Origin of the sequence: Prosthecobacter gellanilyticus (genome assembly GCF_007992435.1) — a bacterium.
Lineage (GTDB): Bacteria > Verrucomicrobiota > Verrucomicrobiia > Verrucomicrobiales > Verrucomicrobiaceae > Prosthecobacter > Prosthecobacter gellanilyticus.
This window is the reverse complement of the sequence record NZ_BKAG01000046.1, coordinates 39,812-61,524: the sequence shown is the minus strand read 5'-3', so window position 1 is coordinate 61,524 and position 21,713 is coordinate 39,812. Positions and strand designations below refer to the sequence as shown.

General features: G+C 60.6%; 15 protein-coding genes. 2 read left to right on the top strand and 13 right to left on the bottom strand.

Annotation, left to right across the window (positions count from 1 at the left end; genetic code table 11):
* The 13 genes from BGE01nite_RS22990 to BGE01nite_RS22930 form a co-directional block, all read right to left on the bottom strand.
* Positions 1-5,841: choice-of-anchor D domain-containing protein (locus BGE01nite_RS22990; protein WP_146854126.1), on the bottom strand; the 5,841-nt coding region annotated here is incomplete at its 3' end.
* Positions 5,831-6,376, bottom strand: coding sequence for a hypothetical protein (locus tag BGE01nite_RS22985; protein ID WP_218033075.1), 546 nt, complete (start codon positions 6,374-6,376; stop codon positions 5,831-5,833). The genes BGE01nite_RS22985 and BGE01nite_RS22990, both read right to left, overlap by 11 nt.
* A 161-nt stretch (positions 6,377-6,537) precedes the next feature.
* The gene (gene panB, locus BGE01nite_RS22980; RefSeq protein ID WP_146854122.1) at positions 6,538-7,305 is read right to left on the bottom strand and encodes a 3-methyl-2-oxobutanoate hydroxymethyltransferase; all 768 of its coding nucleotides are present in this window, start codon (positions 7,303-7,305) and stop codon (positions 6,538-6,540) included.
* 100 nt (positions 7,306-7,405) lie between these two features.
* Positions 7,406-8,197, bottom strand: coding sequence for a triose-phosphate isomerase (gene tpiA / locus BGE01nite_RS22975; protein ID WP_146854120.1), 792 nt, complete (start codon positions 8,195-8,197; stop codon positions 7,406-7,408).
* Between the two features lie 115 nt (positions 8,198-8,312).
* Positions 8,313-9,527, bottom strand: a complete 1,215-nt coding sequence (locus BGE01nite_RS22970; RefSeq protein WP_146854118.1) for a phosphoglycerate kinase — start codon at positions 9,525-9,527, stop codon at positions 8,313-8,315.
* Between the two features lie 743 nt (positions 9,528-10,270).
* On the bottom strand, positions 10,271-10,723 hold the full coding sequence (locus tag BGE01nite_RS22965) for a hypothetical protein (protein ID WP_146854116.1): 453 nt from the start codon (positions 10,721-10,723) through the stop codon (positions 10,271-10,273).
* A 452-nt stretch (positions 10,724-11,175) separates the two neighbouring features.
* Positions 11,176-12,429 carry a hypothetical protein gene (locus BGE01nite_RS22960; protein ID WP_170266996.1) on the bottom strand — a complete coding sequence of 418 codons (1,254 nt, stop codon included), beginning with the start codon at positions 12,427-12,429 and terminating at the stop codon, positions 11,176-11,178.
* Between the two features lie 147 nt (positions 12,430-12,576).
* Positions 12,577-13,284: a DUF1003 domain-containing protein gene (locus BGE01nite_RS22955; protein ID WP_146854111.1), complete on the bottom strand. Its 708-nt coding sequence runs from the start codon at positions 13,282-13,284 to the stop codon at positions 12,577-12,579.
* Positions 13,281-15,878: a bifunctional lysylphosphatidylglycerol flippase/synthetase MprF gene (gene mprF, locus BGE01nite_RS22950; RefSeq protein WP_146854110.1), complete on the bottom strand. Its 2,598-nt coding sequence runs from the start codon at positions 15,876-15,878 to the stop codon at positions 13,281-13,283. The genes BGE01nite_RS22955 and mprF overlap by 4 nt, the downstream gene beginning before the upstream one ends.
* Positions 15,845-16,672 carry a serine aminopeptidase domain-containing protein gene (locus BGE01nite_RS22945; protein WP_170266995.1) on the bottom strand — a complete coding sequence of 276 codons (828 nt, stop codon included), beginning with the start codon at positions 16,670-16,672 and terminating at the stop codon, positions 15,845-15,847. The genes mprF and BGE01nite_RS22945 overlap by 34 nt, the downstream gene beginning before the upstream one ends.
* 20 nt (positions 16,673-16,692) lie before the next feature.
* Entirely contained in the window at positions 16,693-17,031 is a 339-nt protein-coding gene (locus BGE01nite_RS22940) for a hypothetical protein (RefSeq protein ID WP_146854101.1), read from the bottom strand.
* A gap of 128 nt (positions 17,032-17,159) precedes the next feature.
* Complete coding sequence (cutA, locus tag BGE01nite_RS22935) at positions 17,160-17,504, bottom strand: divalent-cation tolerance protein CutA (protein ID WP_146854099.1); 345 nt, start codon at positions 17,502-17,504, stop codon at positions 17,160-17,162.
* A gap of 22 nt (positions 17,505-17,526) precedes the next feature.
* Positions 17,527-18,498, bottom strand: a complete 972-nt coding sequence (locus tag BGE01nite_RS22930) for a peptidylprolyl isomerase (protein ID WP_170266994.1) — start codon at positions 18,496-18,498, stop codon at positions 17,527-17,529.
* Positions 18,499-18,730: 232 nt separating this feature from the next.
* Between BGE01nite_RS22930 and BGE01nite_RS22925 the strand changes: the two genes are divergently transcribed.
* Both BGE01nite_RS22925 and BGE01nite_RS22920 read left to right on the top strand, forming a co-directional pair.
* Positions 18,731-20,116, top strand: a complete 1,386-nt coding sequence (locus BGE01nite_RS22925; RefSeq protein ID WP_170266993.1) for a sulfatase family protein — start codon at positions 18,731-18,733, stop codon at positions 20,114-20,116.
* A gap of 8 nt (positions 20,117-20,124) precedes the next feature.
* Positions 20,125-21,603 carry a sulfatase family protein gene (locus tag BGE01nite_RS22920; RefSeq protein ID WP_170266992.1) on the top strand — a complete coding sequence of 493 codons (1,479 nt, stop codon included), beginning with the start codon at positions 20,125-20,127 and terminating at the stop codon, positions 21,601-21,603.
* Positions 21,604-21,713: the final 110 nt, after the last annotated feature.

Below are 21,713 nucleotides of genomic sequence, written 5' to 3'. Positions count from 1 at the left end.
GAGGTCATTGCCATCCGTGCCTGCCGTGTAGTCCACCTGGAAGTAGTAGATGACACCATTGAAGGCCATGGCCACCACACCACCATCAGGCAGGTCGTTGAAGTTGCCAATGATGCCTGCGGGTGGCACGCCCTGGATATTGATGAAGGTGTAACTTTGGTTAGGTGCCGGCACAAATCCCAGGTCCGTGTCGAAGTTGAGACCTGTGGCGACAAAGCTGCCGTTCGGTGGAATGGTGATGAGGGCCGGTGTCCCCGCCCAACTGCCGCCCGTAAAGGTGGTGCCATTGCCGGTCAGCGTGATGTCGAAGGGGTTTTCATCCGCATCATCGCTGGCGATGTGCATCACCGCCGTGCGCGTACCGCTCTGCAGCGGCGTGAAGGTCACGACAAAATCTGTCTGGCCAATCGATGCAGCGACTGGAGATGCAGGAGCCGTGGTGACGCTGAAGTCACCAGGCGTGCTGCCATCAAAGGTGATGCCAGTAATGTTCAGCGGGCCCGAGCCGGTGTTCTTGACGCGGAAGGTGTTCGTCACCGGCACACCGACATCGGCCGTACCGAAGGCGATGGTTGCCGCACCATCTGTTAGGTCAGTGCCTGCGGGTTGTTCGACGACGATCTCGGGGGCGCTAGTGACCTCGCATGAGGGCGTGTAACGATAAGCGACATTGGTCACCGAGATATTGCCGAAGGCCGAGGTGATGCCACTCGTCCCGCCATCATTCTGCAATCCGATGGAAGTCGTGCTGCTATCACCCAGAGACTTCACCACATGCACTTCGATCGTGTGAGTCGCCTCAAACAGCTTGATCGCAAAAGTGTAATCCGAAGAACTGCCACTAAAATTGGGCAGGTCTTTGTACATCACGATGAAAACGCGAGACCCGACAGCCCCTTGCGTGGCATAACGAATCTGCCCTCCTCCCGGCGGATAGAGGTCGTTCCACGAACCTGCAATGAGAGGTGCGGCAAAGCCAGTCGTGGGCATGAGCCGACCCGAGCAGCAGCCACTGTCTGGAGGAGTCGCAAAGCTCACAAAGCCGTTGGAGCTGATGTAAAGCGAGTTGCGGGCAACACCGTAGAAATTGAACGAGAATGGCAGCGATATGGCTCCGCTGACAGAATCATCACTCAAGCCTACCGGAGTTCCCGAAGCGCTGATGTCCGTAAATGACAGCGGGATGCTGCTCTCCGTGTACGTCGGAACACAAACCCCCGTCCCGCCCACATTGATCTCAAAAGGATTCTCGTCCGCATCGTTGCTGGCGATGTTGATAACACCACTCCTTCCTCCCACGACAGCGGGATTGAAAGTCACAGTAAAGGTCGTGGTCGCGCCGGGAGCCAGGAGAGTGCTCATACCCGAGGTGCTGACCGTAAACTCCGAGCTGTTGGTGCTGGTGACGGCAATGCCCGTGAGCTCGGCCATGCCGGCATTCTGGATCGTGAAGGTCTGCGCGGCACTGCTACTGCCAGTGTCCATACTGCCAAAATTGTGTGTGCCGGTGTTGTCCGTGCGCTGGGCTCCGCCGGTGCCATTACCATCATAGACAGCAATCTCTGGATAGAAACCGGTGACGTCCGCAGCGCTCAACGGCACGTTATAAAGACGCACATCATCCAGGAGGCCGTTGAAAGTGTCAGAAGGAACTCCAGCGGGCTTCGTGCCGATGGCCAGCGCATTCGTCGTGACGTTCACCGGCCCAAAGGCTCCCAAGTTGCTGCCTGCCAGCACGCCATCAAGATAGACGCGCATCCCCGCCGCTGCATCATAGGTTAGGGCCACATGGTGCCAGACACCCGTGCTTGGCAGCGGCAGATCAACCCTCACCGTGCTTGATGTGGCTGTTCTCAGGTCACAGCGGAACACCCCTCCTTCCGCAGTGATTCGATACTGGTCGTCACCAAAACCGCCCTTCTGAATGATTCGATTGTTCCCGGGCCAAGAAGTGGCTTTGAACCAAGCCGTCAGAGAAAGACCCGTGGTGGGATTGAGCGACGCTTCGTTCGCAACTTCCACCCTGCTCGTAGAACCAGGGCTGAAGGTCGCCGCATGGCTGCCGACGACACGGTCGGTCACGTAGGACACGGCTGTCATCACACCGTCATTAGCAGGCAATGCCCCCGAATCCAACGCCGTGGTGCCAGAGCCTTCGTCAAACTTCCACCAGCCGACGGGTGTAGCGCTGGGGATGCTTCCCGCTCCGCTCACATTGATCCGGAAGGGATTCTCGTCCCCGTCATCGCTCGCGATGTTCACCACCGCACTCTTCGAACCCGCCGTCATGGGACTGAAAGTCACGGTGAAGGTTGTCGTGGCATTCGTGGCGAGGGTGGTGGACACAGGCTGTGTCACACTGAACTGAGTCGGATCAGCTCCCCCCAGAGTGACCGTGCCCAGGGTAAGATTTACAGCTCCAGTATTCTGAATCGTGAAGGTCTGCGCCGCGCTGCTGCTGCCGGTGTTCACGCTGCCAAAACCATGCGTGCCCGTGTTGTCCGTACGCTCATTGCCGGGAAGCGTGTTGCCACCGGTGAACACTGCAATCTCCGCACCAGGAGCAGCGCGCGTCACATCCACCGTGTAGGTTCTGGTGGAGGAAGAGTCAGGGGCAGTGCAGACCGTGGTGATGGTGTTCAGACCGACGGCGAGAGGGATGCTGCCGCTGGTTCCGCCAGAGGCCACCGACACACCATTGACGGTGATCGCGGCCGTGGCATCCGCAGCCGTGGGAGTCACCGTGAGGACCGACGTTGAATTGGGCACGCCGGCAGTATAACTAAAAGTGCCGGAAGCAAAAACTGGCGACAGGGTGGCCGTCGTCAGCACCAGGCTGGACAGACTGGAATTGCTGCCCGGCATGACGAGCGTGATGTCAGGACCGTAGGCGGTGCCCACACCGGTGATGGCGTAAGCGCGGATGTGGATGGTGCTGGTGGCTGGCAAGCCGGTGACCACGGCGGAGTAAGCCCCAGTACCACTCCCTATGATGGACTTGTTGTTCGCCGTGGTGGGATTGACCGCAGCGCCCCAGACGATGCCGCGTTCCGAGACCCCCTCCCCGCCGCCACTAAGTACAATGCCACCCAATCTGGCGCTGGTGCTCAAAACTTGAGCGGGCTCAGCGGTGGTCACGGTAGGCGGAGTATTGCTGACGGAGAAACGCCAGTAAAAGTTGGCTGCGGGGGCGCCCCCAAAGTTGCTGGTGCTTCCGGCAGGGTTGCTGACGGTGTTGGCTCCGAGGTTGGTGCACAGGAACATGGTATCTGCACTGGAGCCAACCGTCGGGGGAGAATAAATGTACTGAAAGAGGTTGTTCAGGTTTGCCACAGTGGCCGTGGCTCCAACGCCATCAAAGGCCAGGCCCGCCCAGATTTTATTTCCAGCAGGGATGACGAGTTCTCCCGCCGGGGGACTGAAATTCCAGGCCGATCCGCCAACAGCTAAAGTGAGAGGATTGAAGGTATAACCGGCGATCAGGGTCCCTGGACCTCCGCCTGGGCCATCAGGAGCCCAGAAGCGAACGATGGGCCGGGCTGTAAAACTAACGGTGTCATTGTTGCCAATGGCCCAGACAAAATTGGTCACATTCTTCCCTTCGGAACCCGGGGTAAACGTGATGTCATCCACCACCATGCGTGTGCCGACGGCGGTGCTGGTGGCCAGATTGTTGAAGAAAACTGAGCCTGAGTAGGTCGTGGTATTGTCATAAGCCGCCGCGCTGGTGATGGCAGGAATGGTCGTGGTGACCACTAGGTTCACATCCAGCTTTCTAGAGTAGGCACTGGTGAGATTCGTCAGTGTCACGACATCCGAGTAGGCACCCACAGGCAGAGCAGCCGCCGCGCCGGCGTTGATGGAGCAGGTGACCACGGCGCTGGCGGCAGGGGCCAGGAGGCCGCCATTGGGGCTGATGCTGACCCACGGGCGTGTTTTGAAGGCGGCCCAGTTCAGAGGAGCACCGGAGGTATTTGTCACGGTGTAACTGACGGACGTAGGAACGAAGGGGCCGCCCGCAGGACCACTGGCATTGAGATCACCTGAGCTGCTCACAGTCATGGCATCGGGTGCCACCACGGAGGCCAGCGCAGGCTCAGCCATGACGATGCCAGCCCCTGAGTCGCGGTCCACTCCGGCGGTCTCAATGTCCAGCGCGGTGCTGGTCATGGCGGTGCGGATCTGCGCCGGGGTAAGGGATGGCTTGTAGGACTTCAACAGAGCTGCGATGGCCGCCGCATGCGGCGCGGCAGCGGAAGTGCCGAAGAAGGTGGTGAATCCTGTGACCGTGGTGACAGTGCCATCCGCTGCCGTGATGTCTGGCTTGCTCAGCACCTGACCACCGGTCGAAGAGAAGTTTCCAGCCGTCAGCGGCGTGCCATTGGCCTGGAAGAAAATGCGGCGCGGGCCATCTGAGCTGAAGGTCTCCACCGGATTGGTGCCTCCACCGACGAACACGCTCGGGCTGGGAGAGTTGGCCACGTTGGTGGCAGCCACACAGAAGGCATTGGCCGCGCCGGAGGCATTGTGACCACGAACCACGCCGGACGTGCTGATGGTTAGGCGCGCACGCCCAGTGGTGAGCTGGAGGAATCGATCCGCCGCTCCAGCGCGCTTCACAACGACGATGCGCTCACCGATATTGAGGGTGGAAACCGCTTCATAAGGACTCTGCGTGCCCGTCTGGAGGTTGGTGGAACTGCGCAGCACACTGGCGCCTGTGGAGTCCAGCACAAAGAGATCGTAGTCATTGGCCGAGGCCAGATCAGGGTCCGACCAGAAGAGGTCCACGCGGCGGCTGCTGCCACCCGCAGTCACAGTGTTGAAAGTGGTGGCACCGCCGAAATCAAGCAAGGTTCCGGTGCCGGTGACGGGCGCCGCCACCGCACCACCGCTGACAAAGTCACCTTCCCAGGTGCCTGAGGTACCATCGTTCTTATTACCCGAATTACCCGCGCTGGAGAAGTACAGCACCCCTGCATCGGACACCGTTTTCACCGCCTGGGAGATGACCTGGTCCTGGAATGGAGACTCATTGAAATAGCCGACATCATCCACGATGATGGTGCAACCCGCCGCCTGGAGGGCCAGGATGTTGCTGGCAAAGCTGGCGTTGCCATTGAAGGCGGTGGCAAAATAAAGTTGTGCTCCGGGCGCCAGGTCCTGGATCAGTTCCATCATGGCCGTCCCTTCATCCCCCGAGCCCGCCTGACCGGGGATCACCACGGCGTTGGCATTGATGTTCCCGTTGTTGATGGAGATGCCGAGGCTGTTCACACCATCAGAGAGCACCCCGATCTTCACCCCGTTTCCCGTCACGCCGAGATTGGCGCGGGCCGTACTGGCGCGGTGAGTTCGGTCAGCTTCCGAAACCACCGTACCCATGTTGGTGATCGCCTGTGCCGCAGGACTGATGCTGCGAACATCCGCACGCCCAGCCAGATTTTCCAGGGCCCCCACCGGAACCTTGGCGCGGATGGCATCAAAAGGTGCGAACTGATTCACCACCGCGCCACCGGCCTCCGTGATGGCATCCAGCAGCCCCTTGGAGACCCCACCTGAGATGTCCACCAGAACGAGATTCCCCTCAGTCAACTCCACGGAGGGAATCAGGCTCGGCGCGCCATTGGCCACCGGCTGCCCCTGCTGCTGGGCCGAAAGATACACCAGCTGCGAATCCAGCTTCTGCTCCGCAGGCGTGCGAGTTTCCTTTTCAGCCATCAACGCCTCGATCTGCTGCAAAGCACTGGGTGAAATTTCCTCCTGGGCGTGGAGAAACGAGGGCGGCAGGAGTGCTGCTGCAGCCAGAAGGCTGAACAGAAGTTCGCGGTTAGTTTTCATGCTTGGCAGGTGGGGTTGAGGTGGACGAATCGGGGGGAGATAGGTTGCCTCCTGCGGCGGCGGCAGGGGCGTTGGTGGTCGCGCGTGCGGCCGGGGAGATGAACCGGACCTCGGGCAGCGCGGCCAGAGTCTCGACCTGAACCAGCGGCACTCGGGCGCGCACAGCGTTCATGGCCTCAAAGTGACTGATCACTTCTCCACCCGAGCTCCTGATCTGTTCCAGCAGCCCAGGCGTGACCTTCGCCGTCAAATCCACCGTCACCTTGCCCTCCGCATCCACAGGCAGGTCCGGATCAAAAAGGGTCGGCCTGTCAAAGGGCGGCTCCCCACGGCTCTTCTTGAGCCCCATGATGAGATGGGAATCCAGCTTCTGCTGCACCACCGGGGAAATCTCCTTCTTGGCGTCTGCGGGAGGCGGCGTGTCTCCCACCCGGGTGTCCTCCGTCTTCGCACACGCGGGCAAAATCAGGGCGCATAAAACCACGCCAGTCCAGGGGATGGCTATCTGGTGAAGTGCTCGGGAGAAAACCTTCATGTCCATGACCGCCGCACCCAGACAGGCTGCACGTCGTCATATGGCATCTACCGGCACGGCTGTAACACGTTTCAGAAAATTCTCAGAAATTTGTCACAAACTTGGTTATGAGTCACCTAACTAAGAATTGGCCCAAATAACATCCAATTAGTTTGCCCCAATCACCCTCGGCATTCCACCACATACTCACGCGCCGCACGCGTGATCTCTGCCGCGATGTCTGCCCGAACCTTGGCAAAAGGCGGACGAAACCAGGGGAAACCGCCCACGAGATCCGGCGTGACGAGCACCTGGCCGTCCGTTCCTGAACCTGCACCAATCCCGATCGTGCTGCTCTTCACACGCCGCGTGATCTCCGTGGCCACATCCGCCACCACACTCTCCAGCACCATGGCCACCGCACCTGCTTCATCGAGAGAAAGGGCATCCGCGATCAGCTTGTCCGCCTGTTCGGGCGTCTTGCCCTTCTTCTTATAGCCACCTTCCTCACGCACGCTCTGCGGCAGCATGCCAATGTGCCCAACAAAAGGGATGTTCGCATCGATGATCGCCCTCACCTGCGGGATGAAGGCCGTGCCTCCCTCCAGCTTCACCGCATCCGCGCCCGCTTCCATGAGACGGCGCGCATTCGCCAGCGCCTCCTCCGGTGTTTGGTAGCTGTGAAACGGCAGGTCACCGATGATCGGCGCGCGCTTCACACCTCGGCGCACTGCCGCGATGTGATGCACCATCATGTCCATCGTCACTCCCACCGTGTCTGGCAGCCCCAGCACCACCATGCCCAGCGAATCCCCGACGAGGATCAGATCCACTTCCGCCTCGTCCAAAAGACGTGCGGTGGGGTAATCATAGGCCGTGAGCACAGCCACCTTCGGGCCATTTAGCTTACGTTCGCGGAGTTCAGAAAGGCTGGTGAGGGGGGTGGACACGATGCAGCGGTATTTAGCGAGCTTTCCTCAAAGAGGAAGGCCGTGTTGGGTCATCCCAACACGGCCTTCTGAAACCAAAATGACCTGCGGAATGAATGGCTTACTGCGCATTCACCCAGTCGATCGCCGCGCGGCAGATCTCCCAGAAGCTGCCGTGCTCCATGCTGGCACCGCCCACGAGCGCGCCGTCCACGTCCTTCTGGCTGATCAGCTCGGCCATGTTGCCAGGCTTCACACTGCCACCGTACTGGATGCGGATCTTCTGCGCGGTGTCCTCACCAAACATGTCGGTCAGCACCTTGCGGACGAAAGCGTGCGCTTCCTGTGCCTGCTCAGGGCTGGCCGTGCGGCCGGTGCCGATGGCCCACACGGGCTCATAAGCGATCACCGTGTCCAGCACACGACGGGCACCCACTTCCGCGAGGGACTCACGCAGCTGGCTCTCGAGCACTTTTTCGATCAGGCCGCCATCGCGTTCTTCGAGGGTTTCACCGATGCAAAGGATCGGGTGGAGACGGGCCTCAAGCGCCGCCAGCACCTTCGCGTTCACGATGGCATTGGTCTCGCCATAGATGCTGCGGCGCTCGCTGTGACCGAGGATCACGTGCCTGCAGCCGCACTCCTTCACCATGCGCGCATTGATCTCGCCGGTGAAGGCACCGCCAGCGTGCTGGCTCATGTTCTGCGCCGCCAGTTCTACGCTCTGTTCACGAGCATGGACCAGGGCGTTGTTCGCGCGCTCCAGGCTCACGGCCGGAGGGGCGACGACGATCTGAATGGGGCACTTGTCCGGCACAAGGCGGGCAAAAGCGCGAAGGAAGTCATCCGACTCCTGCGGAGTCATGTGCATCTTCCAGTTCGCAGCGACGATAGGTTTGCGGATATGGATCATGAGAGGGGAGGTTTGCGATTGTTGGCAATAGTTTGCGATTGTTGGCAGTGGCTTTCAGAAGGGGGGCTTGGGGCAACAACCGCAAACCACAGCCAACCACCGCACACGGCTTGGGTCATTTTTCCTGCAGGCAGGCCACACCTGGCAGCACCTTGCCTTCGAGCAGCTCGAGGGAGGCACCACCGCCGGTGGAGATGAAGGTCATCTTGTCACCGAGCTTGGCTTTCTTCACAGCCTTCACGCTGTCACCACCGCCGATGATGTTCTTGGCGCCGGTGTTTTTGGCCATGGCTTCGGCGATCTCAAAGGTGCCCTTGGAGGCTTCCTTGATTTCAAACACGCCCATCGGGCCGTTCCAGATCACGGTCTTCGCCTTGGAGATTTCCTCGCTGAAGAGCTTCACAGACTCAGGGCCGATGTCCACGCCTTCCCAGCCATCTGGGATGCTTTCGTTCACGGCCGTGTACTTCGTTTCGCCCAGCTTCTTGGCATCGAAATCAAAGGAATCCGTGATCATCGCATCCACCGGGATCAGCAGCTTCACGCCGCGCTCCTTGGCCTTGTCCAGGGCCGCCTGGGCGATAGGCTCCCACTCGGGCTTGTAGAGGCTTTTGCCGATGGAGATGCCCTGCACCAGCTTGCGGAAGGTGTAGGCCATGCCGCCGCCGATGATGATCGTGTCCGCCTTCTCGAGCAGGCGGTTGATCACGCCGATCTTGTCGCTCACCTTCGCGCCGCCCAGGATCACCACGAACGGACGGTCCGGGCTCTCGAGCTCATCGTGCAGGTAGGCCAGTTCCTTCTCCATCAGGAGACCGGAGACAGCCGGGAGATAGTCAGCCACACCCGCGGTGGAGCTGTGCGCGCGGTGCGCCGAACCAAAAGCATCATTCACGAACACCTCGGCCAGATCAGCCAGGCCCTTGGCCAGCTCAGCGTCGTTCTTCTCCTCACCGGCGTGGAAGCGGGTGTTTTCCAGCAGCAGCACACCACCGGCTGGCAGCGCCTCAGCCTTGGCCTTCGCCACCGGGCCGGTCGTCTCCTCGGAGAACTCCACCGGCACGCCGAGGAGCTCGCTCAGAGCCGGCGCCACAGGAGCCAGCGACTGCTTCGGATCACGCTGGCCTTTCGGGCGGCCCAGGTGGGAGCAGAGGATCACCTTCGCGCCTTTTTCCAACAGCGCTTTGATCGTCGGCAGGGTCTCTTGGATGCGGGTCGCGTCCGTGATCACCATCTGTCCGTCCTTCTCTTCCAGCGGCACGTTGAAGTCCACGCGCACGAGGACGCGCTTGTTGCTCAGATCGATGTCTCGGATGGTCTTTTTGGGCATGGTCGTAGGGGGATGAAAATCAGCGCCTTGGCGGCGGGGGGCCGGAGGATTAGCACAGAGCGTGCAGGGTGCTTGTGAAAATTTTCACAACTCTGCATGAACACCTCAAATTCACCTCTCCCCTGCCCTCCCCGCGCAGGTCGGATCCGGTCGGATTCACTCGGATCCCCCAGTGTAGCGGCTGCCCGCGATCTCCGAAGCCTTTGGCGAAGGAGATGCGTCAGCATGCCGTCTCTGGAGGTGGCAAACTCTCGCGAGGTCGGATCTACTCGGATCAGGCTGGATCAGCCTCTGAGTTCTCAAACCATTGTCAACGACCGTAAACCGCTCCCTTCCCCAGCCTCTGCAGATCGGATCTGGTCGGATTCGCTCGGATCGCCCCGAAACAACCCCTGTAGCGGCAGCCCGCGATCTTCGAAGCCTCGGCGAAGGAGATGCGTCAGCATGCTGTCTCTGACGTCCGCCAACACCCCCAAGATCGGATCCACCTGGATTAGCCTGGATCGCCTCTCTCCTCTGAAACCACCGCCAACCATCGTAAACGGCTCCCCTCTCCATCCTTGGAGTCCGTAGCCTTGGCGAAGGACTCTCCAAATCTCCTGTGAAAAAAATCATTCATAGCCCGGCACTCTCCACCGTTTCCCCCTAATGCCCCAAGGGACCCAAGCGGACCCTTTGGACACCGCGGCCACCTGCCCCGAAACCGGCCCAATGACTGGCAATGGGAGTGTGACATTCCAAAGCTAAGGTTGCACGAACCGCCGTAGCGATGCCGAGAATTCGATATTCGGAAACTTATCACTAAACTCGCTATGTAATATGTTCAGAGCCTCTTGCGTGGACGCGCCAAACTCATGATCCGGAAGGCTTTGGACCTCAGCCAGTTCGCTTGCGGCCAAATCCACAAAAGTCTGCTTTCCACTGGAATCGGCTAGCTGCTTCAATTGGGTCATCGCCGATATTGCTTTCGCCTTGTCGGGTTGAACGAAAAGGTAGAAAACCTTGGAGCAATGGAGAATCCCAACATCAGGAGCGGCGGCTGCCCGGTTGGCCTCCAGAATGGTCCGAACCTGATCATGATTGCGGCTTCTCCACAATTGGCTGAGCTGACTGTCTATCGTCGGAGTCTGGGCACATAAGCTGACACCGAGGCAAAGAAGAGAGAAAAAAAGGAGTGTCTTGAGAGAGTTCATCATGAGTTAGTCATCTCTTGAAGGCGTTGCTGTTGAACTTGAAATGGGGTCAGTCTGCAAAAAAACTGACAGTCTTCTTCATATCGCGGGATCCGTTGCTTCCAGACACTGGAGCATGGCCCCCAGTAGCGCTGCCAAAGCCTCCATCCAGTCTAACCTTCCCAATGGCTGGCTCACATTGGTCGTGCTATTCATCCCCAGCTTCTCCGCCATCCATGTCACCTAGCTAAAAGCGCGGCTATCTGGATGCTTCATGCAAAGATCCATCGGTAGATCAGCCAGATCAGAAGAACGATGATTGTAACCACCAGCGCGAGCCCAATGTAGACGACTCGAGCAATGGCGCGGTCTCGGGGGTATTTCATAGGATCAGAAGGATGGGGAGGTAGTTTTGCCACCACGCCTCACTCCCCCAAATCATCAATCATAAATCGTAAATCATAAATTGTTCTCCCTCACATCACCCCCGTATCCCGCAAGATCGCCAGGATGTTCCCACGCTCCACCTCGCCCAGGTAGTCATACAACCCGCTCGCATCCTTCCCTGCCAAAATGTTCCCCAGCATCCCCAGCACTGTCTTCTTCAGATGCGGCTCCAGATGCTGAAAGGTCAGCGAGTGAATCATGAAACTGCAGCGATGCTTGAACAGCCGGTTCAACAGTTGAAAGTCCTTCAGTGACCTCCCTTCCTTCGACCTCAGCGCCTTCGCGGCGAAGGCCGTTTGAAAGTCATCCTCGCCCTCGATGCCGCCTTCTGGCAGCGCGGCCTCATCCTTGAAAAGCAAGGCCTCCACCACGTCCTCGGCCATGTGGTCGATGATCCGCCGCGCGGTGCCCACGGGCTCATGCTGCACGGGCTCGCCCAGTTCCTTTTGCAGGCTGGTCTGCATCAGCATGGCCCGCATCGCCGTCTGGTTCGCCTTCGTCAGCACATTCTGCACCGACGTCTGATGCTCCAGCACCATGAGCGCCACGATGTCACTCTTCTTCCTGGGATAGGGACTTGTGTCGAAAAAATGGGTTAGGTCGGTCACGTTCGCCCCCTTCTCGATCGGCATGTCGCAGGTGTTGTCCGGGTTTTCCGTGGCCGTCACATTGCCGCGATGCAGCAGGTCGCCATGCTTGCCCGTCACATACCACCCGCCCCACCGATCTGAAAACGGCGTGGTCGTGTTCACCACCGTGCTGCCCTGGCTCATGATCGGATGCCCCTCCGGCCCCGGAAACACCGACCGCACCAGCAGCCCCGGCACTTCCGGCGTGAAGGGCCCGCCATGACAGTTCAGGCAGCTCTGATCCCGCTCAAAGCGCAGCGGCTTTTCTTCCGGCACTTCCGTGTCCAACAGATAAAAGACCGGCCCCAGCTTCGGATCGATCGCCGAAACCTCGATGGATCCACCCAGCGCATAGCCCACATAGGCATTGTCCGAAAAATACACCACCCTCGGTGTCTGCGGCGTGATGCGGTCGTTCTGCTTGCTCGTCTTGGAGAAGACCATCACCTGCGACTCCATGGGGATCTCCAGATGCTTCAGCACCTGCCGCAGCGCCGTCCACGCATTCCGGCGGTCAATTTTGACCTTCCCCGCCAGCATCAGCTTCTCCATCGCCTGAACCGCATCACGGGGCTCCGTCTTCGAGTAAAAGATCGGCGCCATTTCATACTCCTCCTCCCCCTGCACCAGAAGCGCAGGCAGCAGGAGAAGCATGAAGAGACGTCGAAAACTCATCAAAGGATAAAAGGGGGGCGGACATAGACCCATACGGCCCCCCAACCATTCATTTTACCTCTTCCTTGCCCTCCACCACGCCTGGATTGCCCCATTCCTCCATTCCTCCATTCCTCCATTCAGCCATCACTCCCGCGTCTCCTTCTGCGCCACGATCTGCCGCAAAAGATCCGTCTGGATCTGCTGGATCTCCAGCAGCCGCTGGCTGTGGTGATGCAGCAGATGGTCCACCTTTTCATGGAGATGCCGGATCTCCAGCTCCGCTTTGAGATTGATCTTGTAGTCCTGCTCGGCCTGCCGCCGGTCCCGGGCTTCCTGACGGTTCTGGCTCATCATGATCAGGGGTGCCTGGATGGCCGCCACGCAGGAGAGGATGAGGTTCAGGAAAATGAAGGGATAGGGATCCAGCGGCCGGGCCACCAGCACCACCGTGTTGAAGAGCACCCAAAGCAGCAAAAAGGCGATGAAGCCCAGGATGAAGACCCAGCTCCCGCCAAACTCGGCGATGCGGTCAGAAAGCCCTTCTCCGAAGGTCCGCCGGGCATCATCGTCATCGGCTGCCGGGCTGGCAGAGATCATTTCTTGTTCGCGCAAACTTTGGATCACGTCCCGCTCGAGGTCGGTGATCTCCCCCAACTCGGCGCTGAGCGCATCCTCCACATAAGCGGCCTTCAAGGCAGGCAGCAGGTCTTTGGAGATGCAGTCATTGTCACCCACCTGCGGATGGCTTTTGCGGATGAACTGAAGCAGCGAGGGTCGCAGCGCCGCGCAGGGCATGCACTCGTCCGCCCGGAGGGTCTTGCCCGTGATGGCGCAGGTCTTTTCTGGGATCATGATTGGGAGGTGCCAAAGGTTTTGCGCATGCCGCCACCGATGAGCGCCGTGGCATCCAGCAGGGCGGTGGGGAGGCTCCAGGTGCTGGACACCGCGATGTAGCGGGGTTCCCACTGAGGGCTGAACTTGTCCTTGAAGCTGCGCAGGCCCTGAAAATTGTAGAAGGATTCGCCGCGATGAAAAATGCCGGCGGCGATCTTGTGCCACAGCGGCGCCAGAGGATGCGTGGAGAGCCCGGAAAGAGGCGCCATCCCGAGATTAAACCACCGGTAACCCTGCTCATGCCCCCAGAGCATGATCTCAATAAACAGAGCCTCCATGACACCATTCGGAGCCTCCGGAAGGTGGCGCATGAGGTCGATGGACAGCTCCTCCTTGCTCTCCGTCTGCCAGAGATTGGAGAAGGCAATGATCCGGCCGCTGGCATCTCCCACCACCGCGCAGGGGAAGCGGCGCATATAATCAGGCTCGAAACGACCGAGGGAGAAGCCCTTTTCTCCCGCGCGATGCTCGGCCAGCCAGGTGTCCGAGATGGCCTTCAGGGTGGAAAGCTTTTCCGCGACCTTGTCCGCTGCCCAGATGGAGAAAGTCAGGTTCTGGCGCTGGAAGCGGCTGCGGGCCTGGCGGAGTTTCCGGGCATCCGCACCGTCCAGCGTGAATGAGGTGAGGGAGACACGCGCCTCCTCACCCAGCTTGAAAAGCTTGAATCCCATGTCCACAAGGCGTGGCATCTCGGCCACGGACACCTGGTAAAACACCGGCCGCATGCCCTGGTCCTGGGCTTCCTCGATGAACCGCCAGAGCAGGTCGTCCGCAGCCTCGGAGTCACCCAGCACATCTCCCATGACGATGCGGCTGCGCCCTTGATCCGCATGCATGAGACCGCAGCGGCCATCCGCCGCCAGGGTGAACTCCTTGTCTCCCAGCCAGGCCAGCGCAGCGTCAGCATGGTCAGTCGTGCGCACGACCTGATCCACGGCGGGCCAGTCGACGGGCGCCTTTTGGCGGGGCCTGGCGGGTCGCAGGATCTGGGCGATGCCTGCGATCAAAAACACACATCCCGCGCCTGTCATCGCACGCAGGAAGCGCGAGGCATCGTTCTCCAGCGCAAACTGCCACCACAGGGCATTTTGATAGGGAACATGCCGCGCCGTGAAAAAGCCCACCCACACGGCCACCCCCAGCAGAGCTCCCAGCAGCAGCCACCAGCCAGCCGTGAAGCGCTGGGTCCACAGCGCGCCATGACGGTGAAAATGATCCCGGCAGGACAGCAGGCACACCAGCATGAAGCCCAGCACCAGCGTCTCCTCCCAGTCAAAACCTTTGAAAAGCGAGAACACCATGCCCGCCCCCATGGCGGCCACACACAGCCACCACGCCGTCTGGATGCGCCGCTGCAGGCCGCGGGCCAGCACAATCAGCAGCGCTCCGGCAAGGCTGGAGAAGAAGTGGGACGCCTCCACAAACGGCAGAGGCAGCAGCGCCACCAGACCGCGCCGTGACTCCTCCATGGGTGTGTTAGCGGAGAGCAGCAGCAGGAAGCCGCCGCCCAGCACCAGCAGCACCGCCAAGCGCGGCGCCACCATGCTCCAGCCCCGCAGGGCCAGCCGCCCACCTCTCTCCAGGGCATGACGGCGCAGGCTCATCTCACGCAGGCCCAGCAGGATGATGGCGGCGGCAAAGGGCAGCAGGTAATACAGCAGACGGTAGGTCACCAGCGTGCCCGCCAGCACTGGCGCCGCCACGGTGGAGCCCAGGGCCTTGGTGATGGCCAGCTCCAGCACCCCCACGCCGCCGGGCACATGGGTGAGCGCCGCCACCGCCTGCGCCAGGACCACCACGGCCACCAGCGACCATGCGCTCATCACAAAAGCGCCAGGAAACAAGGCCCACAGAGTGAGACCCGCGAAAAGCCAGTCGAGCATGGAAACCACCAGCGTCAGGCAGGCGAGAGAGGGCGGCGGCCAGACACGCGGCCAGAGCAGCGCGCCAAAGGGAAGCAGCAGGCCCAGCACCAGCAGAACCACACCCACGCCGCGTGCCGATGCCACCGGCAGCCAGTCGAGCGGTGGCGGGGCGGACAGCAGCAGGACTCCGCAGAGCAGCACATGTCCCATCCACCCCGCAAGCCCGCTGAACAGCGTGGCTTTCCCCACCTCTGCTGCGCTGACCCCATGCTCGGCAGCGAAACGCAGGCGGATGCTGCCGCCGCCGATCACCGAGCCACCCGCATTCATGCTGAAGGCACTGACGATGAAATTGTTCCGCAGGTCCCGCCAGACGCCGACCGCCGGATGCCCCAGCCAGCGCTGGGCCAGCACCCCGAGCAGGGCATTGCACAGATAGCTCACCACCGTGAAGCCCAGCGCCAGTGCCAGATGTCGCGCACCGATTTGAGCCAGGGCAGCATTGAGATCCGCGAGGTGGAATCCCGACCACTCCCGATGCAGGCCATGGAGAGCCAGGCCGCACACCGCGATCCACAGCACGCCGCCCAGACGGGCCAGCCATCCGCGCCACTTCGGAGGAGGCGGCGGCCCGGCAGCTTCGGAAAGCGGTGTCAGGGCAGAGAGGGCAGAGGGTTCAGGGTCCATGAGAGCGCTTCATCAAGCACGGATAAGAAAGTCGCACCCGCACCTCCCATGTCATGCAGCAGACCGGGCAGAGGAAAGAGTCTTTTCGGCCCACCACGGTAGGCATTTAGCCAGGTGACGTCATCCATGGGATCCAGACCAGCAGCGAACTGGGCCACGGGCACACCGCGCAGCTTCGGTGCCAGCTCGGCCAGCGCGAAACTCCCCGGCCCGGTCGGCAGCTTGCCCAGAAGATCCGCCGTGGTGATGCCATAGCGCCCGCGCTCCCCGGGAGCGGCCAGCAGGAGCCCCGCCAGATGGGCTGGCCTGTCATCGGCCGTCGCAGCAGCCAGAGACTGCTCCGCACCGGTCGACCAGCCACCGTACCACACAGGCACATCCTCCCCTGCCCCGCTGCGCTGGCGGACCGCATCCACAGCCGCCTTATACCCCGCGCAGAGCTGCGCATGATCATACTTCCGGGAGTCCGCAAATTTGCGGCAGTCCCAGCCACCCACGGCATAACCATCTTTGGCCAGATGCTGCGCCACATTCTCCTCCCAGTAGGACCAGCCGCCATCACCGGTGCCCAGAATGACCAGGCCCTTCGGCGTTTCCGTCTGGCAGTAAAAGGGCATGTTCTGCGGACCGCCTTGCAGTGGCAGCGTCACCACCTCGCCACCCGCATTGAAATTTCGCGGCAGCAGCAGGTGCAGCAGGAACTTGATCGCGCAGGCCGCCACGATGAAGGCCAACCCCCACAGCACGCGGCGTCTCCAGCGGGACTTGCGTGGAGTAGTGGAAGACGTGGTCATGGAAAAAGCAGATCCCTGGCTCAGAAAATGGTCCAGACAAACAGCACACAGGCCACCCCCATGCCCGCCATGCCAATGAGGAAAACCCCATCGGCGAAAGCCTCCACATGGTGCATTCGCCTCACTCTCCGGGAGCGCAGCGCCCCATAACTCAGGAAGCATGAGACCAGAAAAAACAGCGCATCCAGCGCGATGATATCGTCCACCACCGTGGCGAGGCGGTTGGTGCCGCTGCGGACATCCATCAGGCTGATCACCGTCAGGCACAGGCCCATCATCATCGCTGAAGTGCTGAAGATGTGGGAGGCGATATCACGCTCCACAGCCTTGTCTGTGCTGCTGGGTGGTTCAGGCTTCATGGCAAAACACGTGACGGCAGATCCGACAGGTCGAGTCTCTACTGTCCCAGCCCGGCATGGTCAAACAAGTGTCGTGATTTTCCACGGCGTCAAACCGCTGACTCAGCCAGTGGAGATCCCCCATCACTTCATTCACCTGCCTCCGACATCCGCGCAGCTCCTACCGACTCCCCCACCCACTTCGCATAAGCTGCGGTGACCTGATCAGGTTCCACCGCGATGATCTCCGGCACCTCATAGGGATGCAGTTCCTTCAGCCTCGCTTCAAAAGCCGCCCAGCCATCGGCCGTCGTTTTGAAAATCGCCAGCACCTCCGCGCTGCTCTCCACCACGCCCTGCCAGCGGTAGATGGACTCCACGCCGGGCAGCAGATTCACACAGGCGGCGAGCCTCTCCTCGACCAGCTTCGCGCCGATCTCCCGCGCCTTTTCCACATCAGGAAAGGTGCAGAGAACCAAGCGCACGTCAGACATGACCTGCCTTTCAGAATGTGGCTTACCAGCCGAACTTCTTGATCACGGAGCGCTTGCGCAGGCCGTCCATCCACTTGTCCAGCGTGCCCTTGTTCTTCTCGGAATGAATCGCCCGTTCGATCTCCGGACGCACGTCTTCCAGGGACTTCGCAGCGCCATATTTCACTGCCTCGCAGGCGATGATGATGTAAAAGCCTTCTTCGTCGATGATGTCGCTCACCTCGCCCTGCTTCAGACTGAACGCAGCGTTGGCGATGGAGGGCTTCATTTGGTCGCGGGCTACCCAGTCATCTTCATAAAGGCAGTCTGGGGAATAGCCTCGGGCCGTCTTGGCAAAATCCGCCCCCGACAGCACTTTGCGGCGCAGCTCCTCGGCGATCTTCCGCTGGCCTTCCGGACTTGTGCCGGCCTCGCCGCTGTACTTCTGGATGACCATGCGGCTGAGCTTCACCATGCCGCCGGAGCGCCAGCTATCGATGTGCTTCTTGTAATACTCCTCGATCTCCTTCGGCGTGGCTGGCGTGTCATTGCTGGCCTGCTTGCCGCGCATCGCGGAGACGATCATCATCTTCTCGCGCATCTCGCGGAACTTTTTCAGCGTCATGCCGTTCTTCGCCAGTTCCTTCACAAAGGCGTCGCGGTCGCCCTTGAAGCTCTCGCGGATGATTCCGTTCACATCATCGTCCACCCACTGCGCCTTGATCTGGGCACCCATGCGCTTGAACTCCGCCAGCACCAGCTCGCGGTCGATCAGGCTGTCCAGCGCCGTCGCGTGCAGATTCGCCAGCTCACGCTGAAGCACGGTCGGGTCATTCTGGTGCTGAAACCGCAGCATCTGCTCCTGCGCGTTCACCGCGTCACGCACCTCAGATTTTGTGACGACCTGTCCGTTCACCACGGCAGCGATGCCATTGCTGCTAGATTGAGCCAAAACGGCGGAGGCCAGTCCCAGGGATGCGGCCAGAGTGAGCAGAGTTTTGCGAGTCGATACCATGACGTGAGGGAAACGGACGCATATCATCCCCAGCCCCTCTGGCAAGGGCAAAACTGCCCTTCCCGCCTCCCTCCACCCTCCTCTTTGTGGGGACTCTGACCATTCTCAATCCCACATCCCCCATCATAAATCGTGAATCATAAATCATAAATTCTCCGCGTCTCCCCTCTCCGTGTCTCCGTGTCTTCTTCGTATGATCCGCCCCTCAGTCACGTTTCCCCGCGCCGCCGCCATGAAACGCCTGCTGACCACCCTCCTCTCCCTCAGCCTCTGCTCCCTCAGCCACGCCGCGCCACCGAACGTGGTCTTCATCCTCGCGGATGACCTCGGCTGGGGAGACCTCTCCTGCCACGGCAACGGCTACATCAAGACCCCGAACATCGACTCCCTCGCCGCCCAGGGCACGGACTTCCAGGGCTTCAATACCGCCAGCCCGGTCTGCTCCCCCAGCCGTGCTGGCTTCATGACGGGCAAGTTCCCTGCCCGCTTCGGCATCAAGGGTGCCATCGGAGCCATCTCCAAAAACATCGAATGGAACATGGTGGACTGGCTGGATGTGAAGGCAGCCACCCTGCCCCGCCTCATGCAGAGCGCCGGATATGTCACCGGCCATGTCGGCAAATGGCATCTCCAGAGCGGTCAGGCCAAGGACGGCCCGCTCCCCGCCGCCTACGGTGTCATGGAAGCCGCCCTCTTCGCCGGAACCGCCCACCCTGAGATCGAGAAGACCATCACCGATCATGAGATCTGGGCCGCTGCCACCGACTTCCTCCAGCGGAACCGTGAAAAGCCCTTCTACCTCAATGTCTGGATGCACGAGACCCACCTCGCCCATCATCCCAGCGAGGAATCGCTCAAAGCTTATGCGCATCTCGATGAGCGCCAGCGCATCTATGCTGCCGTGGCCACAGATGCGGATCGCGGCGTCGGCATCATCCTCGCCAAGCTGAAGGAACTCGGGCTTGAGGAAAACACCCTCGTCGTCTTCTCCAGCGACAACGGCCCCGAAAACACTCACCCGACCAACAAGAAAATGGGCAGCGGCTACGGCGGCTACTACAGCATCGGCGAGACCGGCGGTCACAAAGGTCGCAAGCGCAGCCTGCATGAAGGCGGCACGAACACCGCCTTCATCGTCCGCTGGCCCGGCCAAGTCCCCGCAGGTCGTGTGGACAAGACCACGCGCCTCAGCGCCACGGATCTCCTGCCCACCGTCTGTGCGGCCACTGGCGTGAAGCTTCCTGAGGGTTATGAAGGCGATGGCGAGGACATGCTCACTGCCTTCAAAGGCACGGAAGTGAAGCGCACCAAACCCATCTTCTGGGACTGGACCGGCACCGATCGTCCACCGACGAACTGGGCACGCTGGGCCATCCATGATGGTGACTTCAAGCTGCTGAAGGACGACGCGAAGCGCGTGGAGCTCTACGACCTAACCAAAGATGCTGGAGAGGAGAAAAACCTCGCCAGCGAGAAACCTGAGATCGTCCAGCAACTCACCACCAGACTGGATGCCTGGAAAGCCACGCTCCCCGCCTCGCTGCCCGCAGAATGTTTGAGCAAAATGCGCCAGAACAAGCGCGCCATGAAATCTTCCAAAGGAGACAAAGAAGAGTGATCCGAGACATGAAAAACACCCTCCTCGCCCTCTCGCTCATCCTCATTTCCAATACACTGTTAGGCCAGGAAAAACCGGACGTCCTCGTCATCATCGCGGATCAGTGGAGCCCTCGTTACACCAGCTGGGACAACCCCGAGGTGCGCACGCCGAACCTCGACCGCATCGCACGTGAAGGCATGATCTTTGATGCCTGTTACACCACGTCCCCCGTGTGCATGCCAGCACGTGTTTCCCTGCTTACCGGCCTCTATCCGCACAATGCAGGCCATGACCTCTGGGGCAATGGTGCGCAGTATTATCCCAAGGCGGAGAACGTGCCGATGTTTCACGACATCAAGAACGCCGGCTTCACCACCGCGCAGATTGGCAAGACTCATTGGACCGCAGGTCCTGCCTGGCATGACGAGTTCAAGAACAGCGGCGCTTTCTTCAAATCGTTAGGCCTCGATCACGTCGAGGACATCTCCGGCCCGCCTGACTCCACAAACGCGCGTGATGCTTATGCCGACCATCTGAAGAAGAAGGGCCTGCTGGAGAAGGTGGCCAATGATCTGCATGACCGCTACATCAAGGGCGAGATGGAGCCGCGCGCCAGCGTCGTCGGCCCTGAAGACTACCACGATGTCGTCACCTCAAACCTCGCCGTGGACTTCATCCGCGCCCAGCCCAAGGACAAGCCCTTGTGTCTCGTCGTCAGCCTGCATTCACCGCACCCGCCTCTCGATGCGCCCGGTGATTACGCCACGATGTACGATCCCGAAAAGCTCACGCTGCCGGGCAACGTGGCGGAAAAATATCTGCGTGAAGGCCGCGCCATGAACCACGCCTCCACCCGCCGCATGCTCGCAAACTACCTCGGCAAGCTCACGCTTGTGGATGACTGCGTCGGCCGTCTCGCCGAAGCCCTGAAAGCCCGTGGCACCTGGGACAAAACGCTCGTCTGTGTCACCGCTGATCATGGCGAGATGATGGGCGGCCACGGCTACCTCACCAAAGGACGTTTTTATGAAGAAGCCGTGCGCGTCCCCCTGCTTGTCCGCTGGCCCGGCCAGGTCAAAACCGGCCGCAGCAAGGCCCCCGTGCAGATGATGGACGTGTATCCCACCATCGTCGAAGCCGTCGGCGGAGAGCTCAGCCCCGGCCGCTTTGCCAAGTCCCTCCTCCCCATTGCCAAGGGCGAAAAAGAAAGCGTCCGCCCCATCGCCATCAGCGAGATCGGCGACCGCGCCCCGCTGCGCATGATGGCCCGCGATTCACGCTACAAATACTGGGCCGATGAGCAGCGCGAGTTCCTCTTCGATCTCCAAACAGATCCGCTGGAAATGACCGATCTTTCCGAAAAACCAGAACACCTGGAAACACTGAACAAAATGCGTGAAAAACTGCTCACGCACCTGCGCTCCAGCCAGGTCAATCTCTCCGCCGGTTACAAGCCCAAGGTGCAGCGCATGCGCGAAGCCGAGGAGAAGAAAAAAGCCCGCTGATCCGGCCCCCGCCACCCCAGTCAGAAAACTTGCTGTCATCGGCGAGAATTTTCCTGCCTTTTTGTGTCCTGAGATCCGCCAAAAAGATTGCTTAGAACCCTGAAAATACG